Annotated in this window: 15 protein-coding genes; 3 read left to right on the top strand and 12 right to left on the bottom strand. The window is 44.5% G+C overall.

Going from position 1 to position 14,786, the window contains the following annotated elements:
* Positions 1 to 223 precede the first annotated feature (223 nt).
* Complete coding sequence (gene fadR / locus MHN00_RS16205) at positions 224 to 934, bottom strand: fatty acid metabolism transcriptional regulator FadR (RefSeq protein WP_069944570.1); 711 nt, start codon at positions 932 to 934, stop codon at positions 224 to 226.
* Between the two features lie 430 nt (positions 935 to 1,364).
* Between fadR and nhaB the strand changes: the two genes are divergently transcribed.
* Genes nhaB through MHN00_RS16190 form a run of 3 tightly spaced genes read left to right on the top strand, consistent with a single transcriptional unit; the run spans position 1,365 to position 4,021 of the window.
* A complete protein-coding gene (nhaB, locus tag MHN00_RS16200; RefSeq protein WP_014949997.1) occupies positions 1,365 to 2,939 on the top strand; it encodes a sodium/proton antiporter NhaB in 1,575 nt (524 codons plus the stop codon).
* Positions 2,940 to 2,942: 3 nt separating this feature from the next.
* Entirely contained in the window at positions 2,943 to 3,470 is a 528-nt protein-coding gene (gene dsbB, locus MHN00_RS16195) for a disulfide bond formation protein DsbB (protein WP_101565136.1), read from the top strand.
* Positions 3,467 to 4,021, top strand: coding sequence for a GNAT family N-acetyltransferase (locus MHN00_RS16190; protein ID WP_101565138.1), 555 nt, complete (start codon positions 3,467 to 3,469; stop codon positions 4,019 to 4,021). The genes dsbB and MHN00_RS16190 overlap by 4 nt, the downstream gene beginning before the upstream one ends.
* A gap of 15 nt (positions 4,022 to 4,036) precedes the next feature.
* On the opposite strand, the gene MHN00_RS16185 is transcribed toward MHN00_RS16190, so the two are convergent.
* From MHN00_RS16185 to MHN00_RS16135, 11 genes are all read right to left on the bottom strand, one after another.
* Positions 4,037 to 4,531: a YcgN family cysteine cluster protein gene (locus tag MHN00_RS16185; protein WP_014950000.1), complete on the bottom strand. Its 495-nt coding sequence runs from the start codon at positions 4,529 to 4,531 to the stop codon at positions 4,037 to 4,039.
* Positions 4,528 to 5,196, bottom strand: a complete 669-nt coding sequence (locus MHN00_RS16180; RefSeq protein ID WP_014976926.1) for a fumarylacetoacetate hydrolase family protein — start codon at positions 5,194 to 5,196, stop codon at positions 4,528 to 4,530. The genes MHN00_RS16185 and MHN00_RS16180 overlap by 4 nt, the downstream gene beginning before the upstream one ends.
* Positions 5,196 to 6,278 carry a lytic murein transglycosylase gene (locus tag MHN00_RS16175; protein ID WP_239301782.1) on the bottom strand — a complete coding sequence of 361 codons (1,083 nt, stop codon included), beginning with the start codon at positions 6,276 to 6,278 and terminating at the stop codon, positions 5,196 to 5,198. The genes MHN00_RS16180 and MHN00_RS16175 overlap by 1 nt, the downstream gene beginning before the upstream one ends.
* Before the next feature lie 6 nt (positions 6,279 to 6,284).
* Positions 6,285 to 6,581, bottom strand: a complete 297-nt coding sequence (locus MHN00_RS16170) for a YcgL domain-containing protein (protein WP_239301781.1) — start codon at positions 6,579 to 6,581, stop codon at positions 6,285 to 6,287.
* Positions 6,582 to 6,701: 120 nt separating this feature from the next.
* Positions 6,702 to 7,859, bottom strand: coding sequence for a ribonuclease D (gene rnd / locus MHN00_RS16165; RefSeq protein WP_014950004.1), 1,158 nt, complete (start codon positions 7,857 to 7,859; stop codon positions 6,702 to 6,704).
* A gap of 62 nt (positions 7,860 to 7,921) precedes the next feature.
* Positions 7,922 to 9,574, bottom strand: coding sequence for a long-chain-fatty-acid--CoA ligase FadD (fadD, locus tag MHN00_RS16160; protein WP_014950005.1), 1,653 nt, complete (start codon positions 9,572 to 9,574; stop codon positions 7,922 to 7,924).
* A 121-nt stretch (positions 9,575 to 9,695) separates the two neighbouring features.
* Positions 9,696 to 10,535 (bottom strand): alpha/beta hydrolase, encoded by an 840-nt coding sequence (locus tag MHN00_RS16155; protein ID WP_239301780.1) that lies wholly within the window; start codon positions 10,533 to 10,535, stop codon positions 9,696 to 9,698.
* 99 nt (positions 10,536 to 10,634) lie between these two features.
* Positions 10,635 to 11,288 (bottom strand): Slp family lipoprotein, encoded by a 654-nt coding sequence (locus MHN00_RS16150; protein ID WP_014950007.1) that lies wholly within the window; start codon positions 11,286 to 11,288, stop codon positions 10,635 to 10,637.
* Between the two features lie 343 nt (positions 11,289 to 11,631).
* Positions 11,632 to 11,925, bottom strand: a complete 294-nt coding sequence (locus MHN00_RS16145) for a hypothetical protein (RefSeq protein ID WP_014950008.1) — start codon at positions 11,923 to 11,925, stop codon at positions 11,632 to 11,634.
* Between the two features lie 128 nt (positions 11,926 to 12,053).
* Positions 12,054 to 12,770, bottom strand: coding sequence for a tRNA (adenosine(37)-N6)-threonylcarbamoyltransferase complex dimerization subunit type 1 TsaB (gene tsaB, locus MHN00_RS16140; RefSeq protein WP_014976930.1), 717 nt, complete (start codon positions 12,768 to 12,770; stop codon positions 12,054 to 12,056).
* Positions 12,771 to 12,848: 78 nt separating this feature from the next.
* Positions 12,849 to 14,768 (bottom strand): ATP-dependent DNA helicase, encoded by a 1,920-nt coding sequence (locus MHN00_RS16135; RefSeq protein WP_014950010.1) that lies wholly within the window; start codon positions 14,766 to 14,768, stop codon positions 12,849 to 12,851.
* Positions 14,769 to 14,786 lie beyond the last annotated feature (18 nt).

Genomic DNA, 14,786 nt, shown 5'->3' with positions numbered 1-14,786 from the left:
ATAATTACGATTTAGGGTCTAGCGTTACTTAACGCGAATGAGACTAAGTAAGGGTTAAAATGTTACAAGATATGTGAAACTGTGTTTCATCGCTGTAAATTCACCAACGAGCGTTAGTAGAAAGCGATAAAAAAACGCCGCATATTCAGAAATAATGCGGCGCTTTTGTTGTTTATTGTAAAAGCCGTCGTATGGAAACCAACAGCCTTTGGCATCCTAGTGTTTAGTCGACCAAATCCTTAGGCATGTCATCACGAATAGCAAGCCACACCTTTCCACTTTCTATACCGTACTTTCTAACTACTACAGGGACACGGTCGTATTCGCCTTTCTCAGCAACATCAAGCAAGTCTGCGTAATACTTGTTTGCCACGTCGCGTGCTTGTTGGTGCGAGAAGAAATAGCCACCAATACGCGAGTACAAACCACGGAAACCGTTCATCATCAAAACAAATACGTTATTGTTAGACGCTAACGCCAAGTCATGTGACATTTGATAGTCGAACTGGGCAAAAGCTAAACCTTCTTGCTCCACATTTTTATAACGGGCAATAATTGCAGCAGACTCTTGAGGGTTGTTTCGAATTGCGCCTCGAATGAAAACCGCACTTAAATTAGTGCGCGCTGCTAATAAATTATCAACCAGTTCAGGGATCCCTTCTTGGTCTAAACGAGCGAGAGTTTCTAAAATGTTTAACCCACACGTTTCCCAGAAATTGTTAACCTTGGTCGGCTTGCCGTGTTGAATTGTTAACCAACCATCACGAGCTAGACGCTGAAGTACTTCACGCAGTGTAGTACGCGTTACACCAATTAACTCAGAAAGCTCTCTTTCTGCAGGCAAAATGGTGCCAGGTGGAAATCTTCCACTCCAAATAGATTCAACAATATATTCTTCGGCGAATCCAGCTGGACTCTGTGCCTTATAAATCATAACTAATCGCCTGCACGTTATTGTTATTTTGCAACTGATTGTACCAGATGCTGTTTTATTATCACAATGAATTATGCCTCGTCCACTAAAGGTTTTAACAACTTGTTAAAATTAAAGTGTTATTTCAAACACCATTAAACACTGCTTGTACATTTTATGTTCGAAATATTACGTATTTTCAAATTCAATGATAACTATCATAAAAAAAGTGATAAATATTCAGTGACTTTCACATGGTGGGGTCTGTGAATTGCTTTCTCAAGACGTTAATATCATGTACGCTTAATTTCCGACTATAATGACAGCAGCAAAACCGCGGTAAGGCGAAATAAATCGCATAGCGCCAGCAGTTTATGTATGCAATAACCGGAACTACACAGTATAAAGATGCGCAAAAATGCGTGCTTTGTTGTAAAAGGAACAGGAACTCATGCAAACCTCAATGATCGCGGCGATCTATAAGAATTTCCTGGGACATGCGCCCGACTGGTATAAAAAAACCATTATTGCCTTTCTCATTGTTAATCCCTTTATCTTTATGGTGGACCCATATGTAGCGGGCTGGACGCTTGTAATCCAATTCATCTTTACCTTAGCGATGGCATTGAAATGTTACCCGCTTCAACCAGGCGGCCTGCTGCTCATCGAAGCGATGTTTATAGGCATGACATCGCCTGGCCATATGATGCATGAGATTGAAGTTAACTTAGAAGTGCTATTGCTACTGGTATTCATGGTAGCGGGCATTTACTTCATGAAAGACCTGCTTATGTACTTGTTCACCAAATTGGTGATTAAGGTTCGCAACAAGCTAATTTTATCCCTATCGTTTATTTTTGCATCTGCATTTCTATCGGCGTTTCTCGACGCATTAACGGTTGTTGCAGTAATAATCAGTGTAGGTCTGGGCTTTTACTCTATCTATCACAAAGTAGCGTCGGGCAAGGAATTTCACTCTGATCACGACCACACTAGCGACGATGAGTTAGGTAGCCACGACTTAGAAGACTTCAGAGCTTTCCTACGCAACCTTATGATGCACTCAGCGGTAGGTACTGCCCTTGGTGGTGTTATGACCATGGTAGGCGAACCACAGAACCTGATTATTGCAGACAAGGCTGGCTGGGACTTCGTTGAATTTTTCATCCGTATGGCACCTGTTACTATCCCAGTATTCGTATTTGGACTACTTACTACCGTAATTCTGGAAAAAACCGGTATGTTTTCATACGGCGCAAAATTACCTGCAGCGGTAAGACAGATTTTGGTCGACTATAACGACCATATGGACAAGGGCCGCAGTAAGCGTGAAACCGCTAAGCTGGTAGTACAAGCACTAATAGGTGTTTGGTTAATCATTGGTCTTGCTACGCACATGGCGTCAGTGGGTCTTATTGGTCTGTCAGTTATTGTACTTGCTACTTCTATGAGCGGTGTTATCGAAGAACACGCACTTGGAAAAGCGTTCGAGGAAGCACTGCCATTTACCGCATTACTTTGCGTATTCTTTGGTGTAGTAGCCGTTATCATTGACCAAGGCCTTTTCCAGCCGGTAATCCATTGGGTACTGTCGTTTGAAGGCGAAACGCAAATGGTTATGTTCTATCTTGCTAACGGTGTGCTTTCGATGGTGAGTGACAACGTGTTTGTGGGCTCTGTTTATATCACTGAAGTCACAGCGGCTCTACAGGCCGGTCAAATCACACGTGACCAGTATGATATGCTTGCTGTAGCAATCAATACGGGAACCAACTTACCCAGTGTGGCGACACCAAACGGTCAAGCTGCTTTCCTATTCTTGCTGACCTCAGCCATCGCGCCACTGCTTCGTTTGTCGTACGGCCGTATGGTTATGATGGCATTGCCATATACCATCGTGCTGACCATTGTTGGTTTGTTAGCAACTTACATTGGACTTGCTGATGCTACTCAGGTGCTTTACGACATGCACCTCATTGAACACCACACCGCTGCTGAAGCGGGTGCTCAAGCGGTAGGTCACTAGTCTATGCGCGGAATCATTCACAGCATTAGCCAATGGGCAGAGCACAAGTCTTCATGGCTTGTGCTTTTCGCCACATCATTGGCATTAGAAATTGCTGCGCTTTACTTTCAGTATGGCATGGGTTTAAAGCCGTGCATTATGTGCATTTATCAACGAACCGCCATGTACGGTATTGTGTTGTCAGCACTTATTGTCGTTATTAAAAACAATGGCTTTACTCGCATGCTTGGTTTCGCTGGCTGGGCTGTATCTTCAGGATGGGGCTTCTTAATTGCCAAAGAGCACGTTGGCATTCTCAATGCTGCGAACCCATTTTTTGCCAGCTGTGAAATTGTGCCAAACTTCCCTTCGTGGTTACAACTTCACGAGTGGCTACCCGCTGTATTTGCTGCTGAAGGTGACTGTTTAGAAGATTCGTGGCAGTTTTTGTCTATGGGAATGGCTGAGTGGATGCAAATTATTTTTGCTGCCTACTTTGCTGTGTTCGCTATTGTGTTTGCATGTCGATTATTGGATAAGAAACCCTTTTGATCGACTTATCCATTCTACCGTCTCGCCTACCTCCGATACATACGGAACAAGGCCCCATTTCCATTCAGCGCATTGCAGAGAAACACTGCTATGCGCTTTGTGAGGCTGGACAACAGTCTATCCATCACGTAAAACCTTGGTTTGGTTCAGCGGTTTGCCCTGTTACGCCTGCACTGTCCAAGCAGTGCATCACCAACATGGAAAAGGCACGAGATACAGGATATGGACTTACCTACTTACTAATGCACGAAGAAAAATGCTTAGGTATGGGCATTATCAACCACATTCACCACACGCACCTTACCGCTAACCTTGGCTACTGGCTCAGACCAGACGCATGCGGAAAAGGTTTAGCTACCGCGATTTGTGAAGCCTTGAAGAAACTTGCGTTCTCTCAAATGAATTTGCATAGATTGGAATGCTTTATAGAGCCTAACAACAAGGCAAGTATACGTGTAGCAGAGCGAATTGGTGGTACAAAAGAAGGGCTTTGTCGCAAACGCGTATTCGGGCGCGATGCGTTGCTTTATGCGATTGTTAATGGCGATTAACGCGCGTTCTGCGCGTTAATCTAAGTCTTCTAAAGGCCAAATGGCTATATAGTCTTCAAAGTTATTTAAATCCACATCGGTTTCAAAAACAGTCTTGTTGCGTACCGACATGCCCTTTGCGTGCATCACGTGTTTCTTCCCCTTGTTTAACAATGGGTGCCACGATGGTATGCCCCTTCCCTCATAAAGACGGCGATAGGTGCAGCTATTAGGCATAAAAAAGATATCCTTCAGATTCTCTTTTGTCAGCTTCACGCAATCAGGCACCAGCTCTGTTCGCCTTTCATATTGGGTACATTCACATTTTTTTGTGTTCAAATACGTACACACAATATTGGTATAGTGAATCTTCTCATTATCGTTAATATGATCGGTGACTTCGTATTCTTCTACCGCGTCATCATCGATAAATTTTTGCAGACAACATTTACCACATCCATCACAAAGTGATTCCCATTCCTTTTGGGTCATCTCTTCTAAAGATTTGGTTTCCCAAAACGCTGCCGTCATTCTGCTATTACCTCAGTTTCCACGGTTAAATGATTATCTAGCGTTGCAACAATCGTATCTTGTGAGCAAAGCTTACCTACCCCTTTGGGCGTGCCCGTTAGGATCACGTCGCCGCTGTCTAACGTAAATATAGATGACATATGAGCGATAAGTGGGATGATTTTGTGTAGCATCAGCTCGGTATGTCCCTGCTGTCTAACCACCCCGTTTATGGTTAAGGTAAAACGCAGGTCTTCCAAGTTTTCTATTTCACTTAACGGCACAAAGCCTGACAGCGGTGCACTGTTATCAAAAGACTTCGCTCTTTCCCAAGGCTGGCCTTGCTTTTTAAGCTCGGCTTGAACCTCGCGAAGGGTTAAATCGAGACCAAGTCCAATACCCCATATCGCGGCTTTTACGTCATCTACACTCGCATTCTTCAATGATGATTTTAGCAGCACAGCGACTTCAAGCTCGTTGTGACACTCGCCTTTGTCGGTAGGAATGGCAATAGGCTTCTGCATATAACATAAGGCAGCCTTTGGCTTCATAAACAGCAAGGGTGCTTCAGATACGGTAGAATTCATTTCTTGAATGTGGTCGAGGTAATTTCTACCTATACACACTACTTTACTAACGGGTAGTGATATTTCATTGCCTTGAGAATCGATGTGACGATAAGCCATTAGTAACCTCGTTTTATCCGCTCTGATAAATACCCAACCGAAACGCCAAAGTAAGACGAGCGGTTCCACTTCATCAGTGTGTGAAAATTGTTATACACCAAGTAAATTCGGCCTTGCTCACCATCTGGCATAATAAGCGATGCACTAATTTCTGCATTGGGGAGTTCATTTCCGTTGTAGCGCTTGACGCCATTCTGCTGCCAAAAGGCCAACGGCTTCATGTTAGATTTCGCTAACCCTGAAAAAGGTACTGGTTTGGTTAGTATTACTTGGCGTCCCCACGTCCCTTCACTATCCCAACCTTCAGATGATAGATAGTTGGCGATTGACGCAAATACGTCTGCCTTGGTCCCCCAAATATCCTTTCTGCCGTCGCCGTCGTAGTCCACTGCGTAATTTAGAAAGGATATGGGCATAAACTGTGTTTGTCCCATCGCACCGGCCCAAGAGCCTTTAAGCGCCTCTACAGAGATATGCCCTTCATCTAGAATCTGAAGTGCCGCAAAAAAATTGTCTTTAAACAGCTTTTCTCTTCGCCCTTCATACGCCAAAGATGCCAGTGCAGACAGCACACTAAAGTTGCCCTGAATTTTACCAAAGTTAGACTCATTACCCCACAGCGCAACAATAAAGCGGGCCTGAACCCCATATTTCTGAGCAATTTCGTCAAGCAGTACTTTGTGTTCATTGTACTGCTCAACCGCCTGCTTCACTTTCCAGTCGGGTACTCGCGTTGCTAGATAATCATCTAACGTAATTTTTTTCTCTGGCTGGCTTTTGTCAGACTTGACCACCGTGGGCCTGAAAGTAATGTCAGCAAACGCTAAATCTAATTTAGTCTTATCTATGCCCTTTTCGGCCGCTTCTTTTTTCAGTTGAGCAACGTAGCTTTTGAAGCCCGTCTCACTAAGCCCACTGTCATTACTTGGCTGATTTTCGGCATGAACTGTCAGTGAAAAGCTTAAGGTTATACTCGATAAAACTAGGGCAATATTGCGCGGTTGAGGAAATAAGCTACGGTTTTTACGCTTAGCTATAAAGGTAATTCGGTTAACTAAGCGGTTTAGAGTCTTTAATAACATGGAAATTTAAAACTTCTTATCGGGCGTTTTTGACAGCCCAAGAGATTCACGGTGTTGCTCTAGCAAGTTATCTTCTTTTGGCGGCATTTGAAGGTAAAAGCCTTTTTCATTAAGCTCGTCGATAAGTTTTTGCTTATCAACCATGCCAAGTTTCTCGCGCTTTTCTAGGGCGATGATAGTCACTAGCTCTGGACGACCAAACTTTGCCATAAGCGGCTCTGGCACGTCTTCAAAATGGTCTTTCTTTGGCACGTACAAATACATGCCGTCTTTCTTTCGCGTTTTATAAACTGCGCATAACATAGAATTTTTACTCTTTCTTAATTCGTTTGTTTAGTTCTTTTGGGGTCACTATGCAGATTGAATTGGCCAGAGAACATACACCTCTCGCCAATACTGCTCACCCATATTGCTTTTAAGGCACTATTGGGCCGGAGCGTCGCCAAGTAGTCGAGTTACGTGAGAGCGAAACAATGGCTCTCTCCACGTCGACAGTACATCGGGCATTAGTCCCTGCACGCGGGTCTCATCAACCGAAAACCAGTACCATTTTAACAGTTGATTCAGCTGTTTTTTAGAGGCAATAACATCACTATTTACAGCATTGTCTTTCGCTATCTGGTCGCTGATAACTTTAAGCTCGGCCAGCGTTTTTTTGTACTTGGCGATATCAATTAACCGCAGCACAACCGGAAGTCTGAGCTTTTCTGGTGTTTGCGCGTACTTTGCTCTCGCCTCTTCAATTAGCGTGATGATGGTGTCGCCATAGCGGCGTACCGATTGATGATTCACGCCGTTAATACGCGAAAGGCCAGATTTACTATCGATAAGACGCTGCGCCGCTTCAAACAAATGCCCTTCTTTAAACACGAAGTTTAGGGCCAGATCTTTTTTTCGTGCGGTATTCAAGCGCCATGCCGCTAGTGCCTGTAATACGGTGAGCTGCTCGCTGTTCAATCGCCAGTTATTCTTAATGCTTAAGTACGCAAAATCTTCAGGCATTTGAGCGCGCTTCTTATCAACTAGCAAAGCGATCTCTTGGTAAATCCAGTGCACTTTCCCCGCCTCTTGTACTTTACTGGCTAACTGTTGGTAGCAAGGCAGTAAATACAGCACATCATTCGCTGCGTAGCTAAGCTGCGCTTCACGTAGAGGTCTGGCTAACCAATCGGTTCGCGACTCCCCTTTGTCCAAACTGATATCACACAGCAACTCTACAAGCTTTGCATAGCCAAGTGACGGTCCCATGTCCAAAATACTTCCCGCAAGCTGCGTGTCGAACACAGGCGTTGGTACGGTATCAAAGGCGGTAAGGAACGCCTCAATGTCTTCAGAACACGAGTGCAGTACTTTTACGACTTCGGTATTCTCCATGAGATCGATAAATGGCTGCATATTGTCTATGGCGAGCGGATCAATGAGTACCAGCTGATGGCCATCATAGAGCTGGATAAGGCCTAAATGAGGAGTGAGGGTTTTCGTTCTTACGAATTCGGTGTCTAAGGCTACCGCCTCTTGACGCTGTGCGGCAGTGCACACTTTTTCGAGTTGTTCAGATGTTGTAATTAATTGATATTGCATATTTTTGCACAGTAATAAAAAAGCCGGCTTACGCCGGCTTTCACAAAACTATTTCAACGAAATTAGTCTCGAAGCTCCCGACGCAGTATTTTACCTACATTGGTTTTTGGTAAGTCGTCTTTGAAAACAACTTGCTTAGGCACTTTGTAACCCGTTAAGTGATTACGGCAATGCGCGATAACGTCTTTTTCAGTAAGTGAGTCGCTGTTTCGAACTACAAACAATTTCACAACTTCACCACTGACTTCATGAGGAACCCCAACCGCAGCTGCTTCAACAATGTTTTCATGCATTGCAGCCACTTCTTCAATCTCGTTAGGAAACACGTTAAAGCCTGAAACTAGGATCATATCCTTTTTACGGTCAACAATATAGAAGTAACCTTCATCATCTACCGTTGCGATGTCACCTGTGGCTAACCAACCGTCTTTTAGAATTTCTTCTGTTGCTTCTGGTCGGTTCAAATATCCTTTCATTACCTGAGGGCCTTTCACCCACATTTCACCAGGCTCACCTTTTTCAACAGGATTACCGTCGTCATCAAGAAGCTTAATGTCTGTAGAAGGAACAGGCATACCGATTGCGCCTTTATAAGCTTCAATCTGTGGTGGGTTAACCGCTACCACAGGCGAACACTCTGTTAGCCCGTATCCTTCAAGAAGCACTGTACCGGTGACCTTTTCCCACTTTTCTGCTACGGGACGTTGAACAGCCATACCGCCGCCTAAACCAAACTTAAACTTGCTGAAATCAAGTTCGCTGAATCCAGGCGTATTTAACAGGCCATTAAACAAGGTATTTACACCCGGTAAAATGGTGAACGGATATTTGCTAAGTTCGTTTACAAAAGCCGGCATGTCACGCGGGTTGGTGATAAGCAAGTTACGGCAGCCGTATTTAACGAACATCAAGCAGTTCGCCAGTAGCGCAAAAATATGGTAAAGCGGAAGCGCGGTAACAACAAAGTCTTCGCCTTCTTCAATCACTGTTTCTAAGATACCTGACACTTGCTCTAAATTCGCTACCATATTGCGATGAGTAAGCATGGCACCTTTAGAAACACCCGTTGTGCCACCTGTGTATTGAAGAAACGCTAAATCACCGCTATCAATATCTGGGCGTTTATATTCAAGGGATTGCCCTTTTTTAACTGCCGACATAAACGATGTCGTTTCAGGTAAATTAAACGAAGGCACCATCTTTTTAACGTACTTCACAACTGCGTTCACAATCCAGCGCTTAGGTGCCGGAAGCATATCGCCTAAAGCGGTCAGAAAGACTTCTTGTAGATTTGTATCTGCGATGACTTCTTCTAGAGTACACGCGAAGTTTTCAACAATAACGATGGCTTTTGCATTAGCATCATTTAGTTGGTGCTTTAACTCACGAGCTGTATAGAGAGGATTTACATTAACCACAACCATCCCTGCGCGCAGAATACCAAACATGGCAACAGGGTATTGAAGAAGGTTGGGCATCATGATTGCCACAGCATCACCGCGTTTTAGTCCGCTTGCTTGCAAATAAGCAGCAAACTGAGCTGATAAAGTATCTAACTCTTCAAACGTGATTGAATGCCCCATATTAATGAAGGCTTCTTTGTTTTTAAACTTCTTTACCGACTGCTCGAAAATGTCGACTACAGATGCGTAACGATCGGCATCAATTTCTGCGGAAACGCGAGGGTCGTAATGCTTAAGCCAGGTTTTTTCCACCAAAACCTCCTCTACTTTATTCTTATACTATTTTATAAGCGCATGGGGAGCTGCACTTATATAACTGGTCTGATAACTTGCGAATAGTATAGGATGTGTAAAAAAAAATAAACGGCACAATTTACAATTGCTCAACAAAATGACGAATTAATACCCCTACATCGTCAGTATTTTCCATGTGAATATGGTGGCCGCCTACTAATTGTTCGTATTGCGCATTTAAAAACCACCCCTTGCGATTGGGGAAAACAGTCTCAAGGTTTTTAAAACTGTTAGATGCACCAATAAAAAGAATTGGGCATACAATAGCACGCATTAGCGATTCTGCCTGCTTTTCTGTGAGTCTTAGTGTAGATTTTGTACGAAGCTTCGGGTCGCTCGACCAGAAGCAATGTCCCCCTGCATCTTGGGTCAAATTTCTCGATAAAATAGAACGCGCGTGTTCGGCAGGAATATCTGATACCTTGCACCTGGCTTTAACTGCGTCGTCTAAATCAACGATTCGCAGTTTATTTCGCGACTTCGCGTGACGACTCATTATTGCGTCACGCATTTGTGCTGCGGTTGTTTCTTCAGTTTCGGTAAGCGGCCCACAAGCATCAATACTTATTACAGCAGTGACTTTTTCCGGAAAAAGTGCGGCGAAAAGGCTCGCTAGTATTCCGCCGAGAGAGTGTCCTAATAAAATGACTTCTTCCCACTCTTGAGATTCTATTAGCGCATAAAGGTCTTGCAGGTAATCAGCTTGATTGTAATGTGCGCCTAGTGCACGGTGACCAGAACGACCATGACCAGCTAGGTCTAGCGCAATCAAGCGGTGAGTTTGTAGGTAGGGTGCTAACAGCCGTAAGCTCTCTGCGTTATCCAAGTAGCCGTGTAAACCAAGTACGACTTTGCCGGCACCTTGATTATCTAACGCAGCTAAATGTAATGCCCCAATGTTAAATTCTGTTTCAATCATCTTTCATCCTTTGCGGCAATAAATCGCCGCGCGCTTTCCATGACCGTCCTAAAAATAAAAAAAAGGCGGCAATATTTTGCCGCCTCCATGATGAGATTTTTACTTCGCTTTATCCTGCCTTGCGGGCTGTATCGTTGCTTTTGTCTTGCTTCGTGTAGACTTAGATTTAGAAGGAAGCGTGGCCTTGCTCGGCGCATTTTCGTAACGAATTACGCGCGTTCGATTAAAATGCGGATACATCCAAGGGCCATTGAAGCGATAAAAGGGTGAATACCAACCTGTGTGGTAATTGAAGAAGTAAGTATTTACATCATAAACCTCTTGCTTCCTCCACATGTGGTAGTCATCGGCAATGATCGTCGGATAAATGTAGGGCTGCTCACCCACCATGCCCGCAGTTGGAGCGGTAACTGTACCTAGAAACGTTGCCGCACGCCCTTCTTCAAAAACAATTGGGTCGACGAAGCCATCAATTTGTACTTTGAATCGACCCGACGTCTCTCCATTTGTTGAAGGCTTGCCATAATGATTTAGCGGAAAATGAGCGAGTTCAATGAACGTTTTGTTGGGCTTATTTTCAACACCAACAATCATTCCTCCCCATCTGGCCTTTTGGCCTTGCGCGTTCGCCCCCGACGTAACCGCTTTCGAATAGCTAACTAGCTGCGTTCCTTCAGGCACTTCTATGCTATCTGGGACTATTGTGCAGCCCGCAAATAAAAAGACTGTAAGTAAAACTAAATACCGAGACATCGACGAGCTCCTATAAATCCTAGAAAATGCTGCGTTTGAATAAAAGTCAGTCTACAAGCACTGGGTTGTTTAAAAAATACAGTAAAATTTCGATTACAACCCGCCTCTACTTTCATGTATCTCTTTATGAGAAAAAGAAAAACCGAATACCAACAACCAAACATTAGCATTTATACGAATGGACAACCACTGCCGTTCAAACACTATGTCGCTTAAATGAGATAGATCATCCCAACCAACAATTTGTAGAGTATACACGGTAGGCTTTTGTTCAAAATACACAGCGGGTTTTAACAATTTGTTAAATTTATCTACGGTGTGAATTATGGTGCTTGGAATTGAACTACGCGTAGATGTCCACGCCGAACATAGATTGAATAGACTCGCGTTGCTGCTGCTTTTCAAAGCTTGTGTATGACGCTATGGCATTTTGAGAATACGTGTTGCCATCTTCACGAATAAATTGTTGGTACGCTTTGGCGTTATCCGTTCCCTGTTCGTCGGGCGCAACAACAATCGCCCTAGCAGACGATTCGCTTTGCCCTTTACTTTGCTGTTCAGGGTCTTTGTTAATTTTAGCGACACGGCCTTGCGAAGGTTCGGAAGACGGTACAGCGAAATTATTATTGATAATCATACAAAGTTAACTGAGGCAAGAATCGTACCATTGGGAAGCGAGCTTTAACCTTAAGACTCTCTCCTCTTTTCCCGTTGCTCGATTTATTTATTGTTAGTAATGGGCGCCCCATATTTGGCGGCGTGTCGTTACTCTCTGCCAGGTAATTTTTTCCACGTAACTTTATCGCGCAGATATACAGGTTCTACATTCACAGCGTCAGATACTTCGCCTTTACTATGTGCATCTATTGCAAGTTTAAGCATGTATTGCGCGTTTGGAAGTGTGATGTCAGACGCTACCTCACCACATACTTCAGACTTCCAGTTATCAAGCTCCTCGTAGGCAGACCAGCCGGTGCCAGCTGCAATTACAGTCGCGCCGTTTTCTTCTCTAAGTACTTTTAGCTGTTCAATAGCCAATTCGGGCGGACAAACTTGCTCTTCAGTGCAAAGTACAAGCCCATTTTGCGACTGAGAGTAAACCGCGAAGTACACTTCACCCATACGCGCATCAGACGCGACGGCAATCAATGCATCTTTATGCTGAGTTTTAGACGCTACTTCAAACGCCATAGCTTCGAGCGTACTCACGCCCGCTACTTTTAAGCCTGTCCCTAACGCTAAACCTTGAATCATTCCCGTCGCTATGCGAACACCGGTAAAGCTGCCTGGGCCTCGACCAAAAGCCAGTAAATCTAGGTCGCCCAGCGAAACCTTTGCTTCTTTTAACACCTCATCGACCATGGGAAGAAGTCGCTGACTATGCTGCTGAGGGCATATCTCGAAACGCGTTATGACGGTGTCTTTGAATTGAAGCGCAACCGAACAAGCTTCGGTTGCGGTATCTATAGCTAAAATGTTCATGTTTATCTCTTATTTCATATAAGCTGAAAACGGGGCTAATGGCGTAATACACGCTTACCGCTTTTTCAGTGCTTTAACTTAGGCTTCATCAATGCCGGCTAAAAATTTTTCCACTTCGTCCAAGCTTCTTGTTCTTTTCATATCTGGCAAGCTTCCGACGAAGGTTTTGGCGTAAGGCTTCGTCACTAATCGATTGTCACATATAACCAGCACGCCTTTATCTGAAGGATCTCGGATGAGTCTTCCCGCGCCCTGCTTTAACGTAATAACAGCTTGGGGAATTTGAATAACACCAAACGGGTTTGCTCCACGTTTTTTTACATCTTCCATACGCGCTTGAAGCAGCGGGTCATCAGGTGACGCAAAGGGCAGCTTATCAATCATCACGCAAACCAAGTCGTTGCCGCGTACGTCTACTCCTTCCCAAAAAGCGCCTGTGCCCATTAATACCGCTTTTTCATCTGCAAGGTACGCATCCAGCAATGCTTGCTTGGTGGTAGTCCCTTGCACCAGTAGCGGATTATCTATCTCATCTTCTAGCTTCTGCGCAATTTCTCGAAGCATAGCGTGACTAGTAAACAACAAGAAACATCTGCCGCGACTTGCTTTGATTAGCCGTTTGGCTGTTTCTAGCAAAGTTTCGCGCATAGCGTAGCTGTTTGGTTCTGGTAAATAGCGGGGCACGCACAGCATGGCCTGTTCAGGATAATTAAACGGGCTATCTAATCCTAACGTTTCTGCGTCTTCTAAGCCCATGCGGCGCTGAAAGTGATCAAAACCGCCGTTTACCATTAAAGTTGCAGAGGTAAAAATCCACCCGCGCGGCGGCGATGATACGAAACGTCTGAATTTAGCGGCAATTGATAAGGGCGTTAAATGCATAATGAGGTGGCGCTGAGTAGTTTCATACCACAAACTTACATTTTCTTGCTTATTGTCGCTTAACGCATCTAACTGCTCTCTTGCAGCCACAACACGTTCGTACATGTTGTCTAAATCTTTATCGCGGCCAATATGTAGCTTACACACTTCATGCAGTACACCTAGCGCTTCGGCCAGCTTTCCCACCTGCATGCGCACGTCGTCACGGTCTAACGCCTCAGCCCAGTTGCCGCGTTCAGCCGTATCCGGGAACAATAACCGTAAATCAGAGGCAATCATTCTGCATTTGTCAGCCGCTTTATCTAGCTGACCAGCATCTTTTAGCACTGTTCTGAACAACAGCGTGATATCTTTCGCAATATCGTGAATTTGTCTTGTCGAAAGTGACTCGCCAAAGTAATCGCTGGCAATATCGGGAATTTGATGAGCCTCATCAAAAATAATCGCATCAGCTTCTGGGATAAGTTCGCCAAACCCTGTGTCTTTCAGTGCCATATCAGCAAAGAAAAGGTGGTGGTTTACCACAATAATATCAGCATCCAGCGCCTTTCTGCGCGCTTTTACCAAGTAGCAATCTTCATAATCTGGGCAATCGCGGCCCAAGCAGTTATCCACTGTAGAGGTAACCAGCGGTAAAACACGGGCATCTTCGGGAAGGGTTTTAAGCTCCCCCATATCACCTGTTTTCGTAGTACTAGACCAACGTTTCACTTCTGAAAGCTGACCCAATACCTCTTTTTCAACCAGTGTAGAGTTGCCGCTGTGCTGCGCTACACGGTGTAGGCAAAGATAGTTTGAACGGCCTTTTAACAGTGCAGTTTTTCGCTTGCTGCCTAAGGCCTTTTTTACCAGCGGTAAGTCGCGGTGAAATAGCTGCTCTTGTAAGTTTTTAGTCCCTGTAGAAACAATGGCTTTTCCGTCGCTCAACAGTGCCGGAGCGAGATAAGCGAAAGTCTTTCCCGTTCCCGTACCTGCCTCTACTATTAAACTACCTGTGGTATCAATAGCGCGCTTAACCGCCTTTGCCATTTCAGTTTGAGCTTCGCGAGGTACAAACCCCTTGATAGCACCTGCAAGGAGGCCATCTGAAGAGAATACGTTATTTATTGTGGGCATGGTTTAAGCGCTGTCATT

It is taken from the genome of Alteromonas sp. Cnat2-8, from assembly GCF_022348355.1.
GTDB lineage: Bacteria > Pseudomonadota > Gammaproteobacteria > Enterobacterales > Alteromonadaceae > Alteromonas > Alteromonas macleodii.
This window is presented reverse-complemented; position numbering and strand designations above follow the sequence as displayed.